The sequence below is a fragment of the Prosthecobacter sp. genome (genome assembly GCF_049294395.1).
GTDB lineage: Bacteria > Verrucomicrobiota > Verrucomicrobiia > Verrucomicrobiales > Verrucomicrobiaceae > Prosthecobacter.
In genome coordinates, this window is record NZ_JBAQCR010000093.1 from 1 (window position 1) to 26,516 (window position 26,516).

The window sequence follows — 26,516 nt, forward strand, 5'->3', positions numbered from 1 at the left end:
GAACTAACGGCAACGGCGGCAATGTGGTGGCCTTTGCCAGCGGCCAGCTCACCTTCAGCGGCACCTTGCAGGCACGCGGAGGCGTGACCAGCGGTGATGGCGGGCAGGCGGAACTTTCCGGCAAGCAGGCGCTGATCATTGAATCACTGACAGGCCGCGTTGATCTCAGCGCGCCTCAAGGAAGCGCAGGCACCCTGCTGCTCGACCCCAACGACATCCTCATCACCAACTGCGTGGCAGGAAATACCATCACCAATCCCGCGCAGGCGAACACGCTCAGAGCCTCGGACATTTCCACGTGGCTTGACACCAACTGCGGCAACCTCATCATCCAGACCGACCGTAACGCCACAGGCGGCGAGGGGAACATCACACTAGCGGGCCTCATTCAGTGGAGTTCCGCCACCACGCTGACTATCAATGCGGATCGTGATTTCATCATGACCACGCAGGGCGGTGGCACAGGTGTGATTCAGTCCAGCGGCAGCGGCTCGGTTGTCATCAATGCGGGGCGCAGCGTGCAGATTTTGGCAGGGGCGCAGATCCTTACTCACGCGGGTAATGTCACCCTCAACGCCAATCAGGGAGCCACTTCGTTTGAGGGAGACTTCCAGGCCATCATCATTGGCGGGCAGATCCTTTCGGACTGCGGCAACATCACGCTTGCGGGCAGGACCGGCTCCAGCAGCAGCGCTCAAACGGCGGCCATCCTGCTGGACAATGGCGGCGCAGTCAGCGCAGGTGCCTTTGGCGTGGTCACCCTCCAAACGACGGGTGGCAGCGTTCTCGGCCATGGCTCCATCACGTCGTGGGGGCTTAAACTCGCAGGCAACAGCGACTTCTACCTCACCAGTGCCGACAACGCCGTCCAGACTTTGACGACCATCGGCACGATTGGCTCCATCCAGATCCTCAATACGCTGGGACTCACCATTGGCACCATCGGCGCGGACAGCGGACTCAGCGCCTTCGGCAGCGTCAGCATCATCACCACCAACACGGACCACATCCGCATCAATACCGACCTCTCATCACAAGGCGGTGTGATCACTTTGACTGGATACGGCATCGAAGTGAATGGCAGCCACGTTTCCAACACCGGCGCCGGCTCCATCTACCTGACAGCCACGCGCGAGATCAACGCCAACTCCGGAGCCACGATCTCCGTGGTGGATGGACGCATGCAGTTGGATGCCAACCAGTTCCCCACTGCCACAGGCGGCAACTTCGCTGGTATCATCCTGAACAACGTCACACTGACCACGTCCGGGATGGGTGCCATCGCGTTGAACGGTCGCAGCGGAGACACGGGGGACGGCAATGTCGGCATCCTCATGATTCATGGGTCCACCATCCGCTCCACCTCCACCTTGCCCACGGCAGGCGGCATCACGCTCCTCGGCGTGGCTGGTGGTGGCGATGGCAGCGGCAATCATGGCGTTTCTCTTCAGGATGCTGGAACCGTCATCACCAGCGCAGGTGCCACCATATCGGTCTCCGGCATCGGCACTCCCACCGGCTATGAAAACACCGGCGTGGATCTTGGTGCCAACACCGCCATCACCAACAGTGGCGCGACCATCATCATCACCGACACCGTCAGCATTTCGGGAGCCTCAACAATTGGTGGCACCGGCACGCTGGCCATCCGCTCAGTCTCTGCGGGCACCACCATCGGGCTGGGAGACGGCGCAGCGGGCACGCTCCTGATCAATTCCGCCGGCATCGGCGCGCTCTCATCCAGTTTGAGCCACATCACCATCGGCGCCGCCACTTCGGGAGATGTTGAAATCCGCGCCTCGACATGGCGCGCACCTTTGACGATCCTGACCCTTGGCGAGATCACCGTGAGCGAGCAGATCATCGACCTCGGCGGTGCCGTGACCTTGAATGGATCAAGCACCCTTCTTTGCGCAGGCATCGCCACCGCAGGCGGAGAGATCATCATCAGCAGTCCGCTCACCCTCGCTGCCAATGCCACGCTGGACACCACGCGCAGCGGTGCCGTGCCAAACGGAGCATCCATCACCGTAAGTGGAGCCATCAGCAACGGCGGCAGCACAGGCCGTGATCTGACGCTGAATGCCGGCCTCACGGGTGATGTCACCTTGCAGAGCAGCGTCGGGCAGTCGGCGGCACTGCATTCCGTGAATCTCACCGGCGGCAGGCTTGTGGGTGCGCCGCAGATCTTTGCGCAAGCCTTCTCCGCCACCTTCAATGGCGTGATCGATCTCTCCCACCTGACGACTGACTCCCTGACAGTCACTGGACGCGCAGGCAATGACACCGTCACCTTTGCCTCCGCTACAGGCCCGGTCAGCGTCAGCAGCGCCAGCTTCACCAGCATTGAAAACCTCATCGGCTCCGCCAGTCATGCGGACACCCTCGTCGGTGCCGAAGGCGGCAATGTATTTCAGATCACCGCGAACAACTCAGGCACTCTGGGCGCAATCCATTTCAGCTCGTTTGAAAATCTCACTGGCAGCAGCACGGGCGCGAACCGGTTTGTCTTCTCCAATCAGGCCACCATCGACAGCGCAGTGAACGGCAGAGGCAATCCCCTCGCGGTACTCATCCTCGATGACACCAGCCTCCAGACCGGGCAAGGTTACGTCATTGGTGCGTCTTTGATCACCGTCAGCACTCGCAGCTACGCTTTCACTGGCGTGAACACCATCGGCCTCAATCTCGGTGCCGGGAATGACAACACCGTCACCAATTTCTACACCTTCACGCAAAACCTGAGCGGTGGCGGCGGTGACAATCAGCTCTTCGTGGACGGCACCAAGGTGGTGACTTCACCGCTCACCAAGCCAGGCTTCGGCACCATCACCACCACCGGCTTTTCCACCAGCGCGGTCATCACTCCGGTGACCAATGTCTTCCTGCAAAACTTCAACCCACCGGGTGGATCGACTTTTTCATCCTCCACCCAAACCAACAATTTCAATACAACCTCCATCGCAGGCGTAGCTGGCGGTGGAATCGGCGCGCAGAGTATCGCAGGTGCTCTGGCCGGTGGCGCGGGCATTGCAGGCACAGCCTCCACTTCAGCCTTTCTCGGTCAGACCTTCGGCTCTGGCAGTGGCTCCATTGGCGGCGGTGGTCCAGCCAGCCTGAGCCTTCAGTCGCAGATGAATTCCAGCACGTCTGCCACTGCTGAACGCGAGCTCAACTTGAGTCTCGGGGGCGATGGCACCATCCGTCTGCAAAATGGTGGCGGACTTTTCGCCATCGGCACCGCAGTGGGTGCCCCCAGCGCGGCTTCCGTGGCTCAGTTAAACGCAAGCATGAGCCTGCTGGCCCAGAGCGAACTCGCCATCGGCGCGATCGGCACGGGAGAAGTCCCTCTCACCGTGCAGGCAGGCGCACAATCCCTCAATTTGGGAGATCCCCTGCCCTCGCTCAATGTGCAGCAGTTCCTCAATCGAGTGTCCACACCAGAATCCTTCAGCACCTTGGTCATGGCACTGGGTGGCGATGGCACGGCACGGCTCGAGTTTGTCTCCGGCAGCACCACCGTGGAGGTCAATGGCAGACCTGTTCCCGCCACCATCGAAACTGCCCTGCGTGCCAGCATTTCACCGGGAGCCTTTGGAGAGCTCTCACTCGCTCTCGGTGGCCTGGGCGACTACATTGTGAACGAAGCCAGCGGACTCGCCGTCATGGATGCCACCGGCACGGCTGCGGCACCTGAGGTGCAGACCCATCTCCACTCATTGCTTGCGCCTGCTGGAGCTCAGGATCTTTCGCTGGCCCTGGGAGAGGACGGCACTGCGCTGCTGCTGTCATGGGACGGCATGATAAACACCGCCCTCGATGGCGTCCCACCGGGACCTTTTGTCATCCTTAAACTCAACAACGCCACCACCCCTCAAAGTCAGGAGGAACTCGATCATGCGCTCCGCTGACCACGCAGCCACACACCTTATGCCATCGTTCTCATTCATGCAGTTTCTGCTGCTTGTCATGATCGTTTGCGCGCTGCCTTGCAGCCTGCGTGCCCAGGAGTTTCCCAATGCAACCGGTGCCGGCACGCTGGTGGACAGAATGCAGATTCCACGTGCGCAGCCAGCCACGGATGATGCGGCCGCAGCCTCCAAGAAGCCTGACGCTGACAATGTCGAGGGTGATACAAAACCGCTCGGTGTGAATCTGAAAGGCCTGCACCTGATTTCCAAGCCGTCCAAGTCCATGCACAAGGACATGAGTCATGTTCTCGTGGTGGACCCGGCACTGCATCTGCCTGCCGGGCTCGCCGATTCCCTGCAGAAGGAATTCATGGGGCAGCCGCTCAGCATGGCCGTGCTCAACCGTATGGTGAAGAGCATCAACAAAGCCTATCAGGCCACCGATTTCCCGCTCGTGGATGCCTACCTGCCTCAGCAGGACATCACCCGCGGGCATGTGCAGGTCATCGTGCGTGAAGGCGTGCTGGGAGAGGTGAAGGTGGAAGGAGCCAAACGCTCCAACCCTACTTACATGGCCCGCCAAGTGAGCGTGAAGCCCGGAGAGCGCATCGACACCCGCAAAATCTCCAGCGACGTCGCCTGGCTCAACGAGAACCCCATCCGCAACGTCAACGTCATCTACGAGCGCGGCAAAAAGGACGGCACCAGCGACATCGTCTTAAAAACGACCGAGAACAATCCCGTCAAAGCCTACATCGGTTATGCCAATTCCGGCCTGCGCTCCACAGGGCTGAATCAAATCTCCGGCGGCTTCACCGTGATGCAGTTGTTTGGCACGGAGCAGTCGATGAATTATAATTTCACCGGCAATCAGGAACTCGACCGGCTCAAGGCGCATGCCCTGGCCTGGGACATTCCCCTTCCATGGCGCCATCGGCTCCAGCTTCTCGGCGTGTATGTGGACTCCGCCACGCAGTCCGGGCAGGCCGCAGGACTTCTCGGCGTCAACGGCAGGAACCGCCAGCTTTCCGCCGCCTACACCGTTCCGCTGGCCAGCGCCTGGAGCAAAGTCCAGCACAAGGCGACCTTCGCGCTCGACTACAAGAGCACCACGTCAGACATCCTCTTTGGCGGCCAGACCTTCTCGCAAAACACCGCTGAGGTGTTCCAATTTCGCGCCGGATACAATCTCCTCGTGCATGACCCTCTGGGCTATACACGCTTTGGCATTTCCGCCATCTACAGTCCGGGCAATGTACTCGGGCACAACAATTACGCCGCCTTTGACAGCCTGCGCGCGGGTTCCCAGGCGAAGTATTGGTACGCGAAGGCGGAACTGGACCGCCTCATCCGCCTGCCGTTTGGCTTCTCCGCTCTCATGCACACGGCGGGGCAGTATTCCAACACGCGTCTGCTCCCCACAGAGCAGATGCTTGCAGGGGGCTACCAGACCGTGCGCGGCTTCAATGAAAGCTCCGCGCGTGGAGATCGCGGCATCGTTGCCAACATGGAGCTGAACCTGCCCATGATTCAGTTCACCACCTGGGGCGGCAAGAAAGTGGACAACCTGAACACCTTCGTCTTCTACGACTTCGCCTATCTGGAAAGCGTGGGCACCTATGCCTCGGAGCCGAATCTTAATCTGCAAAGCTCAGGCGTGGGCCTGCGCTACAGCCTCGGCAGCAATCTCGATATGCGCCTCGCCTACGGCTGGAATCTGCGCAGCACCGGCCTGGTCGGCGCGCCTGCTGGCCGCTTGCACTTCGGCATGAACATGAAGTATTAGCCGCGCATGAGAAAAAGGAAACTCGGCAGCCTGCGTTTTGAATTCATCCTGCTGCCTCTGGTGCTGCTGCTGGCGCTGGGCTTCAGCACAACGCGCCTCGGCGAAGAATTGGAAAACCTCACGCTGGACTGGCGTTTTCAGGCGCGTGCAGCTTCTGATCCGCCTGCGGATCCTCAGGTCCTTGTCGTGGGCATTGATGAAGATGCGCTGGCGAAACTCGGCCGCTGGCCCTGGCCCCGCGAAGTGCATGCGCAGCTCGTCACGCTGCTCGGCTCACGCCCGCCTGCGGCGGCAGCCTTTGATGTTCTTTTCACCGAACCGAGCGCTGACCCTTCGAAGGATCAAATGTTTGGCGATGCTCTGGTGCAGTCCACGATCTACATCACCGCGGCCGCTGCAGAAACACTGGAGAACAGCAAAAAATTCGAAGCCGAGTATGCAGGCAACACCAAGGCGATCTCGAACTTCCAGGGAGACATCAGCCGCCTCATAGGCAACGACACCGTGCTGCTCCCCGTGCCCCTCATCGCGGAGAGTTCGCATGCCGGATTTGTGAATTCGCCGCCGGGTGCCGATGGCGTGCGCCGTCAGATTCCGCTGGTGGTGCGCTGCGGCACACGCGTCTTTCCCAGCCTCGTTCTACAGGCGCTCCTCACCTGTGAAGCCGTGGAAACCGATGCCGTGCAGGTGGTGCTCGGTGATTCCATTCGCATCCAGGGCACCCACAAGCAGTGGCAGATCCCCGTCGATAATCGCGGGCAGATGACGATCAACTACCGTCATCCTGACACCTTCAAAGTCTTTCCCTATGCCGGACTGATGGCCAACCTGCTGGAGTTCAAAGACAAGGAATGGCCCAGAGATCGCCCGCCAGTGGCAGGCCAGATTCTTTTCATCGGTCAGACCGCCGCTGGTCTCGCAGATCTCGGCCCCACTCCGCATGGCCCGCAGACGCCGCTGGTGCTCACGCATGCCAACGCCCTCAGCAACATCCTCGGTGGCGACTATATCAAGAAGCCTGACCTCCTCCAGTTGATCGGCGTCTGGGCGCTGCTGGCGCTGATCACCATCATTCCTGTGCGCTTCGGTCCCATCTGGCTCGCATTGCTCGTTCCCACATTGGTCGTCAGTGCTTATGTCTTCACCGCGTTTTATTACTTTCAGATCGAGAGCCTTCACATGCCCCTTGCATGGCCGGTGTTTGGTTTTGCCCTCGTTGAGGGCGGTTCCATTCTTCACCGCCTGATCATTGAGTCACGCGCCAAGGGACGCATCACAGGCATGTTCGGCACCTTCGTGTCACCGCAGGTCGTCAAGCAGATGATCTCCTCCGGTGAGGAGCCCAAGCTCGGCGGACATCAGGCGGAGATCACCGCGTTCTTCAGCGACATCGCCGGGTTCTCCTCCTTCTCTGAAAAGCTGACGCCTGAACGCCTGGTCACGCTGATGAACGACTATCTTTCAGAGATGACCGACATCCTGCACGACAACGGCGGCACGCTCGACAAGTTCATTGGCGACGCCATCGTAGGCATGTTCGGGGCGCCCCTGCCCTTTGCCGGTCATGCCTATGGTGCCTGCTGCGCCGCCCTGCTCATGCAGAAGCGCCAGATTGAACTGCGCGAGAAATGGCGCAAGGAAGGTGGCTGGCCGGACATCGTCTATGAAATGAAGACGCGCATCGGCCTCAATTCCGGTGAAGCCATCATTGGCAACATGGGATCCCGTCGCCGATTCAACTACACCATGATGGGGGACACCGTAAACCTCGCCGCCCGCAGCGAGAGCGGTGCAAAGAGCTACGGCGTGTACACCATGATCACCGGAGAGACGAAGGCGCTCGCTGAGAAGCACAAGCAGGACATCACCTATCGCTTCCTTGATCGCATCGTTGTCAAAGGCCGCAGCCAGCCCGCCGAAGTTTACGAACTCGTGGACTTCACCAAGCACGTTTCCCCCGAGACCGAGGAGTGCCTGCATCTCTTTGAAAAAGGCATCGCCGCATATCAATCTCAAGACTGGGACGCTGCCAAAGCCCTGTTTGAACGCTCAGCCAGACGCGAGATTCATCAGGATGCGAACCCCTCTCTTGTCATGATCGAGCGCTGCGAGGCCATGAAACTCAATCCTCCTCCTCCTGCTGATTGGGATGGAGTCTATGTCATGAAGACAAAGTAAAAAAGCACTCCCAAGCTTCACCTCGTTCGGGATTCTGGGTGTGACGCAGGCGTTTCCCAGAACGAGCAAAAGCTCGATGCTGCTTTCTCAGAAGCTTGTGCCACCAAACCCCGTCCCATACCCGCTATAGCTTGACTGGGGAGTCGCCTGCATGAGCGCAGAGTTTTGCCGATACGATGAACTCTGGCTGTTGATCATCGCCGATTCATTCAGATTGTCCGCGGCTGCCTGTTGCTCGGCCAGTTTGGCTTCGGCCAGCCGTTCCTCCTGCCCGCGCAGCACATTCACCAGGATCACCCGCTCCTTCTCACTGATCTTCCCCGTGGTGGCCGCCTTGTTGATTTCCATCAGGCGCGGATGTTCCGCCGCATACTGATTCAGAAAGTTGTCAATCTTCTGCGGGCTCCATTTGCCTTCGAGCGGTCTGCCGACGGACTTCTCCGCGACCAGCGCCGCCTCTCCTCCCGCGTGAATGTAGCCCACCTCCACAGCTCTCCGCGCAAACGCTTTCGCTTCCGCCACGCTGCCTACGTGATATTCCTCGGTGGTGGTCTGGCAGGATGAAAGCAGCGCAACAGTCAGAAAAAGCAGAAAGGATTTCATGCAGCGAATGTGGAGAAAGTTTTCCGCGCCACAAGCCAAAGTAGTTGAGAGCTAAGACTCTCTCTGGAAAGGTCGTATCCCTCCCAGACTCCGCAGAGAGCGAAAGCTCTCGATTACTTTCCAGTCCTTCCATCCATGACGTCCCGCTATCTGCCTCTCCTCGCGCTGCTCGCCTCCGCCTCCTGCGCCATCGCGGCCACTCCCGTCTTCGAAAGCCCGAAGCTCACCCCCGCAAGCACATCCCGTCTGGTCAAGGTGGATGCCTCCCTGAAAGGCGCGAAGGAACTCTACCTCGTGGTCTCGGATGAAGACGGCATCAGCTGCGACTGGGCGGACTGGCTGGAGCCCAAGCTCATCATGGCCGACGGCTCCACCAAGGACCTGACCAAGCTGCCATGGAAAGCCGCCAGCCAGGGCTCCGGCGGCACACGCGTCGGCAAATCCGCCATGGGCGATGCTCTGCTCGTGAAAGGCCAGAAGTTTGAAAACGGCATCGGCACGCATGCGCGTTCGGTGATCGTTTATGATCTGCCGCAGGGTGTGGTCGGCTTCACCGCACAGGCGGCCATCGATGACGGCGGCATGGAGCGCGGCGGCAAGGCCAGCAATGCGTCGGTCAAATTCCAGATCTATACTGAAACACCGCCCAACGCTCCCAAGCCTGCGCCGCCCATCGTGGACGACGGCAAGACCACCGTGCCTGCTGACATGTTCACCGTGCCCGAAGGACTGGAAGTCACCGTTTGGGCCACCTCACCCGCGTTGTTCAATCCTACCAACATTGACTTCGATGCCCAGGGTCGCCTCTGGGTGGCGGAAGGTGTGAACTACCGCAGCAAAGGAAGCCGCAGGCCGGAAGGCGACCGCGTTGTCGTGCTCGAAGACACCACCGGCTCAGGCCGTGCCGACAAGAGCACTGTTTTCGTACAAGAGTCCGCACTCGCCGCCCCTCTCGGCGTTGCAGTGCTTGGCAATAAGATCGTCGTCTCTCAGCCGCCCGACCTGCTCGTTTACACCGACGTGAATGGCGACGGCAAATTTGATCCCGCCGTGGACAAGCGCGATGTGCTGCTCACCGGCTTCGGTGGTCGTCAGCATGACCACAGCCTGCACAGCGTCACAGCTGGACCGGACGGCCAGTGGTACTGGAATCAGGGCAACACGGGTGCCAAGTTCACCGATCATTCCGGCAAGACCTTCCGCATGGGCAGTCCCTACATGATGCAGGACATCGCCGGACAGAAGAGCGACGACGGCCACGTGTGGATCGGCGGATTCGCCGCACGCATGAATCCCGATGGCACGAATGTCACCATCATCGGCCACAACTACCGCAACAGCTACGAGCAGACCATCACCTCCTTTGGCGATGTTTTCCAAAGCGACAACGACGACCCTCCCGCCTGCCGTGTGTCCCCGGTGATGGAAGGAGGCAATGCCGGCTTTGCCTCCGCCGACGGCCTGCGCTCCTGGGGGGCGGACAAACGCCCCGGCCAGGACACACCCACCGCCGAGTGGCGCCAGGAAGATCCCGGCACCATGCCTGCGGGTGATGTCTATGGTGGCGGCTCGCCCACCGGCGTCGGCTTCTATGAAAACGGCGCGCTCGACAAGAAATGGAACGGCCTTCTTCTCGCCTGCGAAGCTGGCAAGAACGTCGTCTTTGGCTATCTTCCCAAGCTCGATGGTGCAGGCTGGAAAATGGAGCGCTTTGATTTCATGACCTCCAACAAGGAGAAGGAATTCGCTGGTTCCGACTTCCTCGGCGGCAAACCCTCCGGCGAACTCAAAACCCGCTTCCGCCCCAGCGATGTCACAGTCGGCCCCGATGGCGCAATCTACGTCGCCGACTGGTTCGATGCCCGCGTGGGTGGCCACGGCACGCTCGATGAACGCTACACCGGCACCATTTACCGCATCGCACCGAAGGGCTTTGCATCCAACGTGCCAGCGCTCAAGCTCGACACCACGGAAGGCCAGATCGCTGCGCTGAAAAGCCCCGCGCCGAATGTACGCTACAACGGCTTCACCGCCTTGAAAGCCCAGGGTGCAAAAGCCGTGCCTGCCGTCGCCGCCTTGCTCAAGGACGACAACACCTTCATCGCAGCACGCGCCGCATGGCTGCTCGCACAGATGGGTGAAGAAGGCGTCGCTCAGGTGAAGCCCTGGCTCGAATCCAAGTCCGAAGATCAGCGCCTCGTCGCCTACCGTGCTCTGCGTCGTGCTGGTGTGGATGTGCTGGCCATGGCTGCCAAGATGGTCGCAGATTCCTCCGCAGCAGTGCGCCGTGAAGTCGCACTCACACTTCGCGAAGTCCCAGCCGCCCAAAGCCTCCCGCTGCTTGTGAAACTTGCACAGCAGTTTGACGGCAAAGACCGCGCCTACCTCGAAGCACTCGGTCTTGGCGCTGAAGGCAAGGAAGCCGAACTCTATGCCGTCATCTGCAAGGACAAGCCCGCTGCATGGACGGAGGCAGAGGCCTGGATCGCCTGGCGCATGCACCCCGCCGCTGCGGCCGAAGCCTTCAAGACCCGCGCGCTGGACGGCGCACTCACCGAAGATCAGCGCAAGCTCATGCTCACCGGCCTCGCCTTCGTGAAAAGCCGCGAAGCTGCAGGCGCGATGATCGAACTCGCCAACTCCAAGGACTTCCCCATGAAGGATCTCGCCAAGTGGTGGCTGCTCAATCGCAAGGGCAACGACTGGCAGTCCTACGATGTGGAAAGCGGCATGAAGGCCCTGGGCTTGTATGATCCTGCCAAAGTAAAGCTCGTCGCCGTCGAAATGCCCCCTGAACTCAAGGACGCACCAAAGCTGCCCACCGGCGCAGAGATCGCTCAACTCCCCGGCGATGCCAAGCGCGGCCAGGCCGCCATCGCCGTCTGCTTCACCTGCCACAAGGTCGGCAAGATGGGTGTCGAATTCGGCCCCGACCTCAGCACCTTTGGCAAGCAGCAGCCGAGCGAAGTCATCGCCCAGGCCATCGCCCACCCCTCCGCTGACATCTCCCACGGCTATGAAGGCAGCGAGATCAAAACCAAGGACGGCCTCACCATCAGCGGCATGATCCTCTCCAGTGGCGATCCCGTCATGATCAAATGCATGGGCGGCCTCGTGCAGACCGTGCCAAAAGAGCGCATCGCCAGCATCCAGAAGATGACCCGCTCGCTCATGTACCAGCCCCAGCAGCTCGGCCTCACCCCGCAGTCCATCAGCGACATCGTGGCGTATTTGAAGAGTCTGTGATCCGGGAAAAATGTACTCGTGAGCTTTAGCTCGCTCTGGGAAGCTCCGCACCACCCAGAGCTAGCCGAGGCTCTACGTCTGCGCGTGTTCAACACTTCGAAAATCAACAATCCTTGTTCATCAATCGTCAATCGCGCACAACCACGACGCTCTAAGCCTGAGGATTGACGATTGTCGAACAATCGATTTCGAAGTTCCAGCGCGCACCTGCGCCTCCCAGATCGAGCTAAAGCTCGCAAGTACTTTGCTTCACCGCCTGTATGAGAGAGCATGCGCCGCTCTCTCCTGCCCTTTCTCTTCCTTTGCGCCAGCATCGCTTCCGCCGAAGTCACATCCATCGGCTCCCGCCGTGAACTCTTCGTAGACAAGCTGCTCATCGACCAAATGCAGGGTGCCACGCTGCGGCTGCACCATCCCGAAGAAGCCGGCATCGCGGTGAAATTTGACCAGCCCTGGGAGGGCCGCTTCAGCGCCTACATCACCGTCATTCACAATGACGAGGCGAACAAATTCCAGATGTACTACCGTGGCAATGCGGGCTTCAAAGACGGCACCAGCGGCGAGGTGACCTGCTACGCCGAATCAGCCGACGGCAAAACATGGGTGAAGCCCAAGCTCGGTCTGCATGAGATCAACGGCAGCAAAGACAACAACGTCATGCTGGCCAATCTGGCTCCCTACACGCACAACTTCGCCCCCTTCATCGACCGCCGTCCCGGTGTGCCCAAAGAGCAGCGCTACAAGGCCCTCGCAGGACTCGGTGGCAAATCCGGCGGTCTCAGCGCCTTCGTTTCGGCGGATGGCATGCACTGGCAGAAAATGCAGGACGCGGCGGTCATTACCAAAGGCGCATTTGATTCGCAGAATGTCTCCTTCTGGTCCGAGGCGGAGCAGTGCTACGTGGCCTACTTCCGCGTCTTCACCGCAGGCATCATCGATGAAAAAAACTGGAAGCCCAAGGGGGTGCGCTGGGTCAGTCGCGCTACCAGCAAAGACTTCCTCACATGGACAGACGCCGTGCAGATGACCTGCGACCAGCCGCTGGTGGACCACATCTACATCAGTCAGACGAATCCGTATTTCAATGCGCCACATCTCTACATCTCCACCGCCGCACGTTTCATGCCCGGCAAGGACGTGCTGGATGACCAGGCTAAAAAATACCTCGCCGAAGACACGAAGGCCTACCCTGCTCTGATCAAAGACTGCTCGGAAGCCGTGCTGATGACCAGTCGCGCCGGCACCACCGCCTACAACCGCAGCTTCATGGAGGGCTTTGTGCGTCCCGGCCTGCACTTCCGCAACTGGACCAGCCGCAGCAACTACCCTGCCTGCGGCTTGGTGCAGACCGGAAAGTCGGAGATGTCTCTCTACGTGGAGCGCCACTACGGGCAAAGCACCGCGCTGTTGCAGCGCTTCACCCTGCGTCTCGATGGCTTCGCCTCGCTGCACGCAGATTACGCAGGCGGTGAAATGACCACCAAACCCTTCACGTTCACCGGCAAAGCACTGCACCTGAATCTCTCCACCGGGGCCGCTGGCTCCGTGGCGGTGGAAATCCAGGATGCCGAGGGCAAACCCCTGCCAGGCTTCACGCTGGATGACTGCAAGGCGCTCTCCTACGATGACATCGACCGCGTTATTGGCTGGAAGACCGGCAACGATGTCTCCGCCCTCGCCGGAAAGCCCGTGCGCCTGCGCTGGGTTCTCAAGGACGCCGACGTGTTTTCCTTCCGCTTTGAATGATTCGTTGGCGTTTGCGCAGGAAACAAGGAACCATCGGGCGGATGCACGCGTATCCCGCGTGTCGTTTCATTCATGGACATCTCGTCAAAAACATTCTCTGCCAAAGGTTTCGTGCTCCCGCACACCCTCCCCGTGATTGTGCTGGACGACTGCTACCATTTTCCCGCCTGCCATCTGCCCCTGTTCATCTTTGAGGACCGCTACCGCCGCATGCTGGATCATGCGCTGCAAACCGATCGCATGTTCTGCGTCGGTGTTTCTGACGGCGCGAATGACGTGCTTCCCGTCACCACGGCGGGACTGATCCGCTGCTCGGTTAAAAACCCCGACGGCACCTCGCAGGTCATGCTCTACGGCGTCTGCCGCGTGCGCATCACCGGCTGGGATCAGATGAAGCCCTTCCGCATCGCCCGTGTGGAACCGGTGCTCACCCAGCACGCTCCCACCAAAATCCTGCGCCAGCTGAAATCCCGTGCTCTGGATCTCCTGCCTCCACCCACAGATGACAGCTGCGAGAGCATGCAGCAACTGCGCCATGAACTGGAAGAGATGGACGAAGCCGAAGCCGTCTGCGACATCATCGCTTTCCACTTCGTGCGGAACAAAGCCTCCCTGCGTGTTCTTCTCGAAGAATGCTGCCCGCAGCGCCGCTACGAGAAACTGATCAGCGAACTGGAAAAAGCAAGGTAGTCCCGAGCTTTAGCTCGCTCTGAGAAACGCGGCACTGAAACCGGAGCAAACGCAGGCTTCATCTGTGCTTTGCCAGTGGCGGCGGAGCGGCATTTTTTTGGCAAGGGAATTGGATGGCAAAGGAATGATCAGAATCAGAGATCTGAACTCCGGACTTCTGGATTCTGCATTCCTTTGCCAAATGAAGGCTTCCGCATCGCATCCAGATCATCTTAAGTGACTGTCATTTGTGTTCCGACATGGATCAGCGTGCGGTGAAGAACTGCGCCATGCGCTGCAGTTCCTCATCCAGCGCGATGCGGAACGCCGCGTCCCTCGGTGCCGCTCCCCCCGCATAGCCGAAGACCGGCTCCAGCCTGCCTTCCCGTGCGGACACGTTGGCCCAGCCGATGACATGTCCGCGCCAGAGCATCGGCAGCGCGTAATAGCCGAGCTGGCGTTTTGCGGGCGGCGTATAGGCCTCGAACTTGTACTTCCACCCCCATAGCAGCTCGAAGCGGCGACGGTCCCAGACCACTGGATCGAAGGGGGAGAGCAAGCGCAACCGTTCGTCCACCGTGTAGCGGCGCGAACGCGGTTTCTCGTCAGCGGGCCAGTACCAAATCGTTCCGTCGAGGCGGCAACTGGCCAGTCGCTCACGCGCCAGCCGAAGTGCTGCCTGCGTCTGGGCCGACAGATGCGGCGCTCCATAGCCGAGCAGCCGTACGAGGTAGGTGAGGCTGGCGGCAGGCAGAGGCGCATACTTGCGCACCACCAGGTCGATCAATGCGGCCGCACGCCGTGCGCCTCCCTCAGGGCTGTCATCCGGAGGGGGATGCGCCGCTGCCTCATAGACGCGGGTGCCGCTGTCGCGCCGCTTCACCCTCAACAGGCCGCGATAGTGCATGCCGTCGAGCAGGTGCGTGCTGGCGTTGCTCGAGCCGCCCCAGTAGTTCCTGACGCGCCCGTGGGCAAAGTGCTGTTCGACCTCGCGCGGATGAACTGCACCGCGCTCTTGAACGAAGGCCAGAACGTCGGCAGCCTTGCGCTGGGTCTCGGCATCCCAAGGCCGGGTGGCTTGGCGCGGATGCATCAGCGCCAGGTGCTCGCGTGGAAGAAAACCGTAGTTGACGAAGCAGTCCTCGTCGATCGCAAGCCTCTGATACCGGCGCTCCAAGTCGCCGACGCGGTAGTCCTTGACGCGATGGCGTAGAGTCAGGTCCTGCGCCCGTGCCGGGGCGCGGATCGGGTCTGCCTGCACAAAACCCAAGCGCTGGATGGCGGCCAGCAGCGTGGTCGGCTTAAACAGGGTGCGCGCCACCGCGTAGCGACGCAGATCGTCGAGGCTCGGTTCAGCGGGCATGGGAAATTTGAAACACGGGAAACAGTTGTTTGAGCAGTAGGTGCGGTGGTGCTGCCAGCCAAGCAGAAATGATCGGTCATGATTTCTTGCGATGGCTCAAACTACCGAAGGCGGCGACTTACACTTCCCATGCCCCAGTTTAGCCCGCAGATGTTTGCGGAGCGGCAGTTTTTGTCAGTTCACTCTTCACCGGATTTGTCAGCGCCCCGATCTTCTCGATCTCCACAGTCACGCTGTCGCCATCGCGCATAAACACCGGCGGCGTGCGGGCTGCGCCCACACCGTGCGGCGTGCCCGTCAAAATCACTGTGCCGGGCATCAGGGTGGTGCTGCCGCTGAGGAATTCGATCAGTGTCGGCACATCAAAGATCATGTCCTCCGTGTTCCAGTCCTGCATCGTTACGCCATTCAGCACCGTTTTGATCGCGAGTGTATTCGGATTCGGAATCTCATCCGCCGTCACCAACACCGGCCCCAGCGGGCAAAACGTATCAAACGACTTGCCACGGCACCACTGCCCTCCGCCACCATGCTTCTGCCAGTCGCGTGCGCTCACATCATTGCCGCAAGTGTAGCCCAGCACGTACTTCAGAGCGTCTGCCTTGCTCACGTTCTTCGCCTTCTTCCCAATGACGACCGCCAGCTCCGCTTCGTAGTCCACCTTGTCACTCTTCAGCTTCGTCGGCAGCAGGATCGGCTCCCCCGGATGCTGCACCACATTCGGCAATTTCATGAACACCACCGGATGCTTCGGCAGTTCCGCCTTTGTCTCCTCCGCATGCTTTTTGTAATTCAATCCGATGCAGACAATCGCAAACGGCTGCACCGGTGCAAGCAGCTTCACCACCTCCGCCTTCCGCTCCGTCACATGAAGCTCTCCAAAAATATCCCCCTCTATAACCAGCGCCGTGCCATCAGCCTGCTGCGCTGCATGCGCGATGTTTCCCTGCGAGTCGGAGTAGCGGATGATTTTCATGATTGGAGTAGTGAGGGCAATCCTGCCCGCGAATGGCGCTTTCTCAACGTGCAAGATCGCCCATGCAACCCAGCGCCCATTCCACGCGACCAGCATCCCGTTTCTGAAAAGTAACGCAGGCAATCCTGCCCGCCTCGGGCGCGCTCGACGCGAGCAAGATTGCCCGCACTACTCCTTACGCCTGTTCCACGCCACCAGCTCCTCATACTTCGCGCCCGTGCCGCCGAACAGATCCAGCGCGCTGCCCACCGTGCCATCCACGCGGCCAAGGCTCAGTTGATCGATGCGCTTCAGATCGTCCAGATGCCGGATGCCCCCGGCATAGGTCATGGGAATTGGCGAATGCTCACCGAGGAAACTTACCAGCGCCTCATCGATGCCCTCGCATTTCCCCTCCACATCCACGGCATGGATCAAAAACTCAGCGCAATGCCCCGCGAGAAAGCGTAGAGACTCCGGCGTCACATCCAGCGTCGTCAGCGTCTGCCAGCGGTTCATCGCCACCGTCCAGCCCGTGGCAGTGGCCTTTCAGCTCAGATCAATCACCAGCCGCTCCTTGCCCGCTGCCGCCACCATCTTGTCGAGTCGAGTCTGATTGAAGGTGCCGTCCGTTTCAAACAGGTAGCTCGTCACGATCACATGGCTCGCCCCGGCCTCCAGATACTCCGTTGCATTGCACGAGCGAATCCCACCCCCGACCTGCAAGCCGCCCGGAAACGCCCCCGTCGCCGCCTTCGCCGCGTCTTCATTCCCCTTCCCCAGCAGGATCACATGCCCGCCCGTCAGGCCATCGCGCTTGTATAGCTCGCCATACCATGCCGAATCCCGGTCGCTCACAAAGTTCGTCTTCAGCCCCGTCCCATCATCCCGCAACGACGAGCCCACGATCTGCTTTACGCGGCCGTCGTGGAGATCAATGCAGGGGCGGAATTTGGTCATAAGAAGGTCAAAGATTAGTCAAGAGGGGCAAGGAGTGGTCAAGCAGGTCGTGCTGTACCTTCTTGACGATCTTTAACCACTCAGCCTTTGGAGCCCTTCACCGCCGACGTCTCCGCAGGGACAGCACTGACAAACCGAGCATGAACAGCAGCATTCTGGACGGCTCCGGCGTTCCCAAGGTTGGAATCTGCGGCGTGCTTCCTGCATCCACAGGCTTCAGGCCCGCGCGGTCGTATTGCTGCTGATTTTCGAGCACCACTGCGCCAGAGTACGGCGTGACCAGCTGATGCAGCGCGGCGCGTTTGGCCTGGTCTTCAGGCACGCGATCACGCCCTTGGAAAGACGCCACCACCTCGCGAAACACCGCATGCCGCGCCAGTTGATCCCACACCTCCTTGCCATCGGCTGGCGCGCTGGCGGAGCGGGACATGTTGGCTGTGGTCGTGGGGCCATTACGAATGGAGAGCAGGGTCTTGGCCAGTTCATTTGCTCCCCAGCCGCTCCAGCGCAGGCCACCGAAAACGGGCGTGGCATCGTACAATTCCTCCAGGAGCTTGTTGCGCCCATGCTCCAGTTCGAGGGCATGAATCGGTGGCGGGGAGCCGCTGCGTTCGAGCAGTTGCTTGATCCCTTCCTCTCCGGAGAGCTCCACAGGCTGGGGGCCGTGCAGCCAGATCAATGTGGCAGGAGCAGCGGTTGTGCGGAGACGCTGCAGCGCCGCTTTAAAAGCAGGCACCACATCGCGTCCGCCTGCAAAGCTGGAGTCCTGCAGGCGGCTGCCGATCTCCGCCACAGCGACCTCGGTCGCTTCCCCATCCGTGGTGGCCCAGATCGTCAGTGGTGTTTTCTGCGCCAACTGCTTCAACGCCTCGCGGATCATGGCTGCATGTGGGCGCAAAGTGGCGGAAGCATCCACGATGACAAAGACTGGGCTGCTGGCTGCCTGCGGTGCAGCCTGGGTGCGCTCCACGATGACCACAGGTGACTCGTTTCCTGCTAGCTCGTCCGTCGTCCACACCTTCGGCAGGGGGGGCTGCTTCACGCCAAAGTTCAGCCCGGCCAGATCTGCCTGCGGCACCTCCGCCTGCCACGTCCATCCGCCATTCTGAGTGGCGGCAGCCTTTTGCCACTCCTGCGGCACCTCCAGTGCCTGCGGCGACTGCACCCATACCGCATGCGAGATCCCCGCCGGGATGCTGAAATTGCGCTCCACAATCAGGGGCATGAACAGGGCCGCCGGAGCCTGCGCATCCAGCGGCGCGGTGATGCCAAGCCGGATCTTCATACTGCCACCGGCCGGCACCGGAAAGCATTGCGTCAGCACACGGTCCGGTCCCACCATGTTGACCAGCACGGGGTCGCGGCGGTCAACCACCACCGTCTGGCGATAGGCCTGTGTCACCTGTGAGCGCGCACCGAAGGCGGCCTCGCGCGGCTCGCCATTGATCCACAGCGTCAGTCTTGAAACACACGCACCCGGCGGCAGCAGCATCTGGCAGCGCGCCTCCTGCGCGTTGCGGTGCTGGTTGTGAAATTCCAGTGTCCATTCACCATGCGCCAGCGCGGAATCACTATCCACATGCCAGTCCATCCGCGAGGTCTGCATCGAAAGCCCGCGAATCCGCGCCCCCACCTCCGCTCCGCCGCGGTCCTCATCCCACGCAAAACTGTCCAGGCTCTCATCCCTTGTCATGCGCATGCCGGACCGGGTTTGCGTCATCCCTTGCGGTGGCGGCGCATCGCTGAACGGGACTCCCGTCACACGGAAGTAGAGCTCGCGCAGGGCTTCGCGGTCAAAGGATGAGGTGCTGCTCCAGCGCCCTTGAACGAAGAGCGTGGATGAGCCGAACACCAGGTGTGTCAGCGGTCCGAAAATACCCGCCTGCCCTCCGGTGTAGCATAGATTCAACAAAAACTCCTCTCGCCACTTTGTCCGCAGCCTGGGCAGTGTTTTTGCGGTGCTGCCATCGTGCGCTCGCGCCGCCTTCATGGCGGTGCCAATGTCGGCATGCAGGCTCACCATGCGCCATTCCGCAGATGCGATTGCGATCAGGCCCAAGGCCATGCCGACGAGCCATGGCCTGCGCCTTGTTGCCGCCGGCAGCTTCCACAAGCTTTTGCAGGTGATGAGCCACGCCACCAGTGCGGCCAGAGGGCCTGTCATGGCCATGGCGAATGGAAAAGCGATCAGTGCGCCCGCAGGTGAGAGCGCAAAAACCAGCGCGAATGGCATCATTATGAGACCCATGACATTCAGGTATCCCATGGCCAGAGTGTAAAGGATCGAAGGAAAGAGTCCTGCCCCATGCAGGAATACTCCAGCCGACTCCCACGCCGTGCCCGGCCGCTTTCGGCCCATCCAGGGAAAGAAAATGGCAGCCGGCATGAGCAGCACCAGTCCCACGTGCGCCCAGGTGGGAATAGGGTCAAAGAACGACGAGGCACAACCACGCGTGCCCAGTTCCGTGCCCAGGGAGATCAGCGGGAAAATGATGCCTGCGCCGAGCAGGAAACGTCTGCAAAAATTCAGGAAACCCTTCATGGGGCTGAGTCTATGAAACACCGCCCCCGCGAGTCATGTCTTTTTATGTGAAATCCGCATGAAGCCTTGGTGAAATATCTGCTCTCTTGCCCCGCTTGACTACTTCCTCTTCTCTGCTTTCTTCCACTCGTCCATGACCGCCACGCCAGCCAAGGCTCTGCTTCTTCTCTCCCTGCGACTTACGCAAGGGTAGGCGGCCCGTGTTTCCTCGTCATGCCCCTTGCCGTCACGTCACGGCAGCTTTCTCAGAACAGGAAAGAATCCTGTCCAATTCTGAAATCTTGTTAATCCTGTCTCCAATTGTCCCGTCATGTTAAAAGATCCGTCCTCCAAGTACCAGCCCTTCCCGCTGATCAACATCACCAACCGTCAATGGCCCTCCCGTCATCTGACCCATGCGCCCATCTGGTGCAGTGTCGATCTGCGCGATGGCAATCAAGCGCTCGCCGTGCCGATGAACGTCTCCCAGAAGCTCGAAATGTTCGATGCGCTGGTGAAATGCGGCTTCAAGGAAATCGAAGTCGGTTTCCCATCCGCCTCCAACACCGAATTCAGCTTCAACCGCCGCCTTATTGAGGAAAAACGCATCCCGGACGATGTGACGATCCAGTGCCTGGTGCAGGCGCGTGAGGATTTGATCGAGAAGACCGTCGAGTCGCTCATCGGTGCCAAGAAAGTGGTGATCCACATGTACAACAGCACGTCGCCTGCGCAGCGGAAGTATGTGTTTGGCAAGACGAAGGAAGAGATCATCACCGTGGCCATCAAAGGCGCGCAGATGATCAAGGACCGCCTGCATCGCCTTACTGAAGGTGGCACCCAGGTGACCCTGCAGTACTCGCCCGAAAGCTTCAGCGCCACGGAGGTCGAATTTGCCAAGGAGATCAGCGAAGCCGTCATGGATGTGTGGCAGCCGACGCCGCAGCACAAGATGATCCTCAATCTGCCCGACACCGTCGAAGTGGCCATGCCCAATGTGTATGCAGATCAAATCGAATGGATCTGCACCAACATCAAAAACCGCGACAGCCTCATCATCAGCCTGCACACGCACAACGACCGCGGCACCGGTACCGCCGCCACCGAGCTGGGCCTGCTGGCTGGTGCCGACCGCGTGGAAGGCACCTTGTTTGGCAATGGCGAGCGCACCGGCAATCTGGACATCGTCCAGGTGGCCATGAACCTCTATATGCACGGCATCTCCCCCGGCCTCGACTTCAGCGACATGAGCGGCCTCATTCACATGTATGAACGCACTACCGGCATGACCGTGGCACCGCGACATCCTTACAGCGGCGAACTCGTCTTCACCGCCTTCAGCGGCAGCCATCAGGACGCCATCAAGAAGGGCCTCACAGGCTACGAGCAGCACAAATCCATCTGGGACGTCCCCTACCTCACCATCGACCCCAACGACATCGGCCGCGAGTACCGCGAAGTCATTCGCGTGAATTCACAAAGCGGCAAAGGCGGCGTGGCCTATCTGCTGGAAAGCGAGTTCGGCATCGAACTGCCCAAGGACATGCAGCGTGAATTCGGTCCGCTGGCCAACGACATCGTGGACAAGCTGGGCCGCGAGGTCACCGCCGCCGAATTGAAAGGCATGTTCTGGAAGGAATACATCGAGCGCGAGACCCCCTTCGCACTCCATCACTTCCATGCCGATGGCGTGGACGGCGTCTTCACCTGCCGCTGCAGCCTCGTCATCAACGGCAAGGAACGCGGCATCGCCGGGAAAGGCAACGGCCCCATCGCCGCGTTTGCGCATGCACTGATTCAGGATGGCGGAGCCCAGCCTTTTGAAGTCGCCACCTATCGCGAACAAAGCCTCAGCTCCGGCACCGAAGCCAGCGCCCTCGCCTTCATCCAGATCAAAACCGCCAGCGGTAAAACCATCTGGGGTGCAGGTGTGGATACGAACATCGAACTCGCCTCCATCAAGGCGGTGCTCAGTGCGGTGAATCGAGCATCGTAGTGAAGACTCAACGTTTGCGAGAGCCACTCCGGCTCTCGCAAAGCTGAATCACCTCCCGTAAGACAGAGGCTCCATCCGAAAAGTTGGTTGCCGCCCGCCGTCGTGTGAGGTTTATGAACGCACCCCATGCCCCTCGAAATCCCCGACTACCCCTTCCAAGCCTACATCTTTGACTGTGACGGCACGCTCGTTGATTCCATGCCGCTGCACTACGTCGCCTGGGTGGAGGCTTTGAAGCAGCATGATGCGCCGTATGAGTTCACCGAAGAAGAGTTTTATGCACACGCAGGCATGAAGGAGCAGGACGTGGTGAAGCTGCTCAATGCAAAGCATGGCGCCTCCGTGGACCCCGTGAGCGTGGATGAACTGAAGATGGAAATCTTCGCCCGGCGCATCCCTGAGGTGCAGGCCGTGAGCCCTGTGGCGGAGTTTGCCAGATCCCTCTTCGGCCGCTTCCCCATCGCCGTGGCCTCCGGCAGCGAAGAATCCACCGTGCGCGGCTGCCTGACAGCCACCGGCTTGATCGATCTCTTCCCCATCATCATCACACCCAAGAAGGTGAAACATGGAAAGCCCGCGCCCGACATGTTCCTCCTCGCCGCCGAACAGATGGGCATCGCCCCCAGCGAATGCCTCGTCCTCGAAGACGGCAACAGTGGCATTCAGGCCGCCAATGCCGCCGGAATGCAGTCAGTTTTTATTCCGCGGACGATGCGGTAAAGTAGTGCGGGCAATCCTGCCCGCCTCAGACGCGCTCGCTTCGGGCAAGATTGCCCGAGCTACTTCTGAATCCACGCCTTCCAGCACGTCACAAAGCCCTTGGCAAAATCCTGCGGACGCGCATCCACCCACGCGCTGATATCCTCTGGCTTAAACCAATCCCCCGTGGCGATCTCCTCAGGCAGGCAGCGCACCGGGCCGTCGTGCCGCGCGATGCGTAGCTCCACGAATTCATGGTCCGTATTGTCCCCTGCCGGGATTTGCGCCGCCAGTTCCGTGGCTTCCACATGGATGCCCACCTCTTCTCCCAACTCCCGCACTGCAGCGCTGGCATAGCCTTCCCCGGCATCCAGATGACCGGCGGCACTGCTGTCCCACTTCAGCGGTGACACATCCTTGAGATGTGACCTCTGCTGAAGGTAGATGTGCCCGCGTTTGTTGATGACGAAAATGTGCACCGCACGGTGCAGCAGCTTGCGCTTGTGCACCTCGCCACGAGTGAGCTGCTCAATGACCTCGTTACGCTCATTCACCACATCAAACATCTCGCTGGCTTTCTGCCCCGCATCAGCTTCATGACGCTGCTCATAATGACGCGCAATCTGAATCCACTGCGTCAGCGACAGCGCCTCCGCACGCACCATCCCCGTCACGCCAAGCGCCTCAATCAGCGCCTCCCAGCCGCCGGGTGCTTCCGGCAGGAGATTCTTCAACTGCTTGCGCCGCTGGGAGAAGCCCATGCGCACCAGTCGGTCAAACAGCACGTGATCAAACACCGGCAGCGTGGCGGGATCTCGCGGCGTGAGGCGGATGATCGCGGAGTCCACCCGGGGCTTCGGCACAAAGACCTCCGGCGGCACCACGCGCAGCATCTCCACATTCCAGTCCTTCTGCACCAGCAGGCTCAGTGCACCATAGGCATCATCCTCGCAGGTGGCGGCAAGGCGGTCGCACACCTCCTTTTGCAGCATGAAGACAGCACAACCGACCGGCGACGGCGGCGTGAGCCAGTGCTTCAAGATCTCGCTGCCGACGGAATACGGCAGGTTCCCCACAATGCGCAGCGGGCCATGCTTGAACCACGCACGCAGATTGATGCGCGTGGCGTCATTGTGGATGACCTCCACATCGTCCCGCCCTTCAAACTGGCTTTGAAGCTCCGGCGCGAGCTGGGAATCCTTTTCGATCAGAATGAGCTTTTTGGGCCTGCCGACGAGATGCTTCGTCAAAGCTCCCATGCCGGGTCCGATTTCCACCACGATATCCGCCCCGTCCGGCTGCACCTGATCGCCGATCCAGCGGGCAATCTCCTCGTCCTGCAGGAAGTTCTGCCCCATGCTCTTGCGTGGGGTGAAGTGTGGGCGGGGCGGCGGGGCTTCGGAGCGGCGTTGGTCGCGGTATCTCATTGCCGCATCATCCACCGTTCTGCGCTTCCATCAAACCAATCCATTCAGACAGCCAATACTTGACCCCCGGCACGAATGAAGCACTCTTGAGGGTGCTTAGAACCTGCCTCAAATCCAAACTCCACCGTGCCGCCATTACCGATGCCAACATCGCCTATGAAGGCAGCATCACCATTCCGACCGATCTCATGGAAAAAGCCGACCTCTGGGTGGGCGAAAAAGTGCTGGTGACATCCATCACCAACGGTGCCCGCCTGGAAACCTACGTCATCCCCGCCCCCGCCGGTTCCGGGCAGATCATCGTCAACGGCGCCGCCGCACACCTCATCAACACCGGCCACCGTGTCACCATCATGGCCTGGGGCCAGAGCGAGAACCCGATCATCCCCAAGCGTCTGCTGCTCAACGAGCGCAACGAGGTGGTGAACGACACCGTGCTGTGAGGCTAATCAAAAGCGCTCCAAAGTTTCGCGCAGCAATCCGTGCGGACGAATTGGAATAATGTTGATGGGGACAAGCTGTCCGTCGCTGTAAAGGATGTTGCTCTCACCGACATCGAACAGTGCTAAATTCTGCTCCGCGTGATACCAACGCGTGGGATCGTCATAGATGTCGTCACGAACAGGTCGGAAACCGAGGTCCCGCAGCCAGCGGCTGATCTCCACCCAAGTGGCATTGCGCGCGGCATACCAGAACTGTGAAGTGATGATGGAGAAGTGCCCCTCAAGCTGAGAGAATCCTTGGAGGCGGTTGATGTCCGGCTGCAGAGAGTCGAGCAGAATGAGACGTGAGAAATACTGAGCTGGCGTAGCTGGCCGCATGACCAAATGCTCATCGAGCCGTGTAGAGACAACGTCTTTGGCAACAGACGGCCAGAAGCCGAACTTGGCCCCTTTGGTGGCCTTGAAGGCGTGTTTTCCAGCCATGCGCGTACCGAAGACCGCGTGCTCCATGCGCCCGCTGTTGCGAGGCCCCAGATCTTCGACTGAAATCCAGAGGTCATGGCTGGTCGCCCAGTCTGACAGGATACGAATTTGCTGATCGCGGATTACGGCGAACCCTGCGGGCGTCCAAGGCTCCGGTTGATCTGTGCCACCTTCTCCTCCCAGGACATCAAGGGCTGCCTGGAAGCCAGGGCCGCTGCCTCTTCGCGCGTAATCCACGGTTTGACCGGGAGCGGGGCTTCCTGGGTCTTGGCGGCTGGTTTCAGAAGAGACGTCTCCAGACATGATGTGGCTAGGGTGGCCATACGGGAAGATTAATGGCAACGCGGCGTACGGCAAATGCCTTTTCACCCCGGATCGGACCAGCACAAGAATACCACGTTGAGCGACTTTCGGCTGTTCATGCTGCCGCAGGACTCCGTATGATCTTGTCATGACTCAGACTGCCGCCTGTTCCCTCCTGCTGCTGCTCGCCTTAAACACCTCGCTCTTCGCGCAGGCTGATGGCATCAAGACGAAGACGACTTATGCCAAGGCCTACGGTGAGACGAAGAACCCCGTGGCCGTGGATCCCGGCAAGGACCTGCCCCGCTACCCTGCTATAGAGCCAAAGAACGCCATCGCGTCCTGGCAGGTGAAAAAGGGCTTCAAACTCCAACTCGCCGCGCATGAGCCCCAGGTGCGCAGCCCCATCGCCGTCTGCTTTGACGAAAACGGTCGCATGTTTGTCTGCGAGATGATCGACTACAGCGAGATGCGCGACGTCACACCGCACCTCGGCCGCATCTCCATGCTGCAAGACAAAGACGGCGACGGCTATTACGAAACGAGCCAAGTCTTCGCCGATGATCTCCCCTGGCCCACCGGCCTCGTTTGGGCCAATGGCGGCCTTTATGTCGGTGCCACACCCGACATCTGGCGCTTTGAGGACAAGGACGGCGATGGCAAGGCCGAGGTGCGCGAGAAAGTCTTCACCGGCTTCGGCACCGGCTTGAAAATCCTCAACGTGCAGGGCCTTATGAACAGCTTCCAGTGGGGCCAGGACAATCGCATCCACGTCCTCGCTGGTGGTGGCAATCGCGGCGTCATCACCTGCCTGAAACGCCCGGACGACAAAGGCGTGGAACTCGGCGGCAAAGACTTCTGGTTTGATCCGCTCACGCTGGAGTTCGGCCTCGAAGGCGGCGGCGCGCAGTATGGCATGAGCTTTGACAACTACGGTCGCAAGTTCGCCTGCTCAAACTCCGACCACCTCCAATACTGGGTTTACGACGACAAATACGCCAACCGCAATCCCTACTACTCCATGCCGCCCGCGCGCCAGAGCATCGCGGCGGATGGTGGCGCGGCGGAAGTGTTTCGCCTCAGCCCGGACGAGCCCTGGCGCATCATCCGCACGCGCTGGCGCATCGCCGGTGTGGTCAAAGGCGCGGTCGAAGGCGGCGGACGCGTGAGCGGCTACTTCACCGGCGCCACCGGCACCACCATCTATCGCGGCGATGCCTATGGCCC

16 protein-coding genes and 1 pseudogene are annotated in these 26,516 nt (G+C 60.3%); 10 read left to right on the forward strand and 7 right to left on the reverse strand.

The annotated features are described in order from the left end of the window. From WAW39_RS05980 to WAW39_RS05990, 3 genes are all read left to right on the forward strand, one after another. Positions 1 to 3,911, forward strand: a 3,911-nt coding sequence (locus WAW39_RS05980) for a beta strand repeat-containing protein (protein ID WP_422316781.1), incomplete at its 5' end; no start/stop codon positions are given. A gap of 19 nt (positions 3,912 to 3,930) precedes the next feature. Beyond that, positions 3,931 to 5,697 (forward strand): ShlB/FhaC/HecB family hemolysin secretion/activation protein, encoded by a 1,767-nt coding sequence (locus WAW39_RS05985; protein ID WP_422316784.1) that lies wholly within the window; start codon positions 3,931 to 3,933, stop codon positions 5,695 to 5,697. 6 nt (positions 5,698 to 5,703) lie between these two features. After that, positions 5,704 to 7,875, forward strand: a complete 2,172-nt coding sequence (locus WAW39_RS05990; RefSeq protein WP_422316786.1) for a CHASE2 domain-containing protein — start codon at positions 5,704 to 5,706, stop codon at positions 7,873 to 7,875. A gap of 87 nt (positions 7,876 to 7,962) precedes the next feature. Here WAW39_RS05990 and WAW39_RS05995 read toward each other — a convergent pair whose 3' ends face one another. Continuing rightward, positions 7,963 to 8,478, reverse strand: coding sequence for a hypothetical protein (locus WAW39_RS05995; protein ID WP_422316788.1), 516 nt, complete (start codon positions 8,476 to 8,478; stop codon positions 7,963 to 7,965). A gap of 135 nt (positions 8,479 to 8,613) precedes the next feature. On the opposite strand from WAW39_RS05995, the gene WAW39_RS06000 reads away from it, so the two are divergent. The 3 genes from WAW39_RS06000 to WAW39_RS06010 all read left to right on the forward strand — a co-directional run bounded on the left by WAW39_RS06000 (position 8,614) and on the right by WAW39_RS06010 (position 14,160). Then, entirely contained in the window at positions 8,614 to 11,724 is a 3,111-nt protein-coding gene (locus tag WAW39_RS06000; protein WP_422316790.1) for a PVC-type heme-binding CxxCH protein, read from the forward strand. A 270-nt stretch (positions 11,725 to 11,994) separates the two neighbouring features. Continuing rightward, positions 11,995 to 13,470, forward strand: a complete 1,476-nt coding sequence (locus WAW39_RS06005; RefSeq protein ID WP_422316792.1) for a hypothetical protein — start codon at positions 11,995 to 11,997, stop codon at positions 13,468 to 13,470. Positions 13,471 to 13,542: 72 nt separating this feature from the next. Further along, positions 13,543 to 14,160: an LON peptidase substrate-binding domain-containing protein gene (locus tag WAW39_RS06010; protein WP_422316794.1), complete on the forward strand. Its 618-nt coding sequence runs from the start codon at positions 13,543 to 13,545 to the stop codon at positions 14,158 to 14,160. Between the two features lie 244 nt (positions 14,161 to 14,404). Here the strand turns inward: WAW39_RS06010 and WAW39_RS06015 are convergent, their stop codons facing one another. The 4 genes and pseudogenes from WAW39_RS06015 to WAW39_RS06030 all read right to left on the reverse strand — a co-directional run bounded on the left by WAW39_RS06015 (position 14,405) and on the right by WAW39_RS06030 (position 19,959). Beyond that, positions 14,405 to 15,502, reverse strand: coding sequence for a DNA glycosylase AlkZ-like family protein (locus WAW39_RS06015; protein WP_422316796.1), 1,098 nt, complete (start codon positions 15,500 to 15,502; stop codon positions 14,405 to 14,407). A 139-nt stretch (positions 15,503 to 15,641) separates the two neighbouring features. After that, positions 15,642 to 16,478, reverse strand: a complete 837-nt coding sequence (locus WAW39_RS06020) for a fumarylacetoacetate hydrolase family protein (protein WP_422316798.1) — start codon at positions 16,476 to 16,478, stop codon at positions 15,642 to 15,644. Positions 16,479 to 16,646: 168 nt separating this feature from the next. Continuing rightward, positions 16,647 to 17,417, reverse strand: a pseudogene (gene hisA, locus WAW39_RS06025) (phosphoribosylformimino-5-aminoimidazole carboxamide ribotide isomerase). A 97-nt stretch (positions 17,418 to 17,514) separates the two neighbouring features. Beyond that, positions 17,515 to 19,959: a VIT domain-containing protein gene (locus WAW39_RS06030; protein WP_422316800.1), complete on the reverse strand. Its 2,445-nt coding sequence runs from the start codon at positions 19,957 to 19,959 to the stop codon at positions 17,515 to 17,517. A 310-nt stretch (positions 19,960 to 20,269) separates the two neighbouring features. Here WAW39_RS06030 and leuA point away from each other — a divergent pair, with 310 nt between their 5' ends. Both leuA and WAW39_RS06040 read left to right on the forward strand, forming a co-directional pair. After that, complete coding sequence (gene leuA / locus WAW39_RS06035) at positions 20,270 to 21,934, forward strand: 2-isopropylmalate synthase (RefSeq protein ID WP_422316802.1); 1,665 nt, start codon at positions 20,270 to 20,272, stop codon at positions 21,932 to 21,934. Between the two features lie 126 nt (positions 21,935 to 22,060). Further along, positions 22,061 to 22,654, forward strand: coding sequence for an HAD family hydrolase (locus WAW39_RS06040; RefSeq protein WP_422316804.1), 594 nt, complete (start codon positions 22,061 to 22,063; stop codon positions 22,652 to 22,654). 59 nt (positions 22,655 to 22,713) lie between these two features. Here WAW39_RS06040 and rsmA read toward each other — a convergent pair whose 3' ends face one another. Next, the gene (rsmA, locus tag WAW39_RS06045; RefSeq protein WP_422316806.1) at positions 22,714 to 24,060 is read right to left on the reverse strand and encodes a 16S rRNA (adenine(1518)-N(6)/adenine(1519)-N(6))-dimethyltransferase RsmA; all 1,347 of its coding nucleotides are present in this window, start codon (positions 24,058 to 24,060) and stop codon (positions 22,714 to 22,716) included. Positions 24,061 to 24,152: 92 nt separating this feature from the next. Here rsmA and WAW39_RS06050 point away from each other — a divergent pair, with 92 nt between their 5' ends. Next, positions 24,153 to 24,503 carry an aspartate 1-decarboxylase gene (locus WAW39_RS06050; protein WP_300200729.1) on the forward strand — a complete coding sequence of 117 codons (351 nt, stop codon included), beginning with the start codon at positions 24,153 to 24,155 and terminating at the stop codon, positions 24,501 to 24,503. Between the two features lie 6 nt (positions 24,504 to 24,509). Here WAW39_RS06050 and WAW39_RS06055 read toward each other — a convergent pair whose 3' ends face one another. Continuing rightward, complete coding sequence (locus tag WAW39_RS06055) at positions 24,510 to 25,439, reverse strand: hypothetical protein (RefSeq protein WP_422316809.1); 930 nt, start codon at positions 25,437 to 25,439, stop codon at positions 24,510 to 24,512. On the opposite strand from WAW39_RS06055, the gene WAW39_RS06060 reads away from it, so the two are divergent. Beyond that, positions 25,438 to 26,516 (forward strand): PVC-type heme-binding CxxCH protein (locus WAW39_RS06060; RefSeq protein WP_422316811.1); only part of this gene is annotated, 1,079 nt, incomplete at its 3' end. The two genes, WAW39_RS06055 and WAW39_RS06060, sit on opposite strands and share 2 nt — an antisense overlap.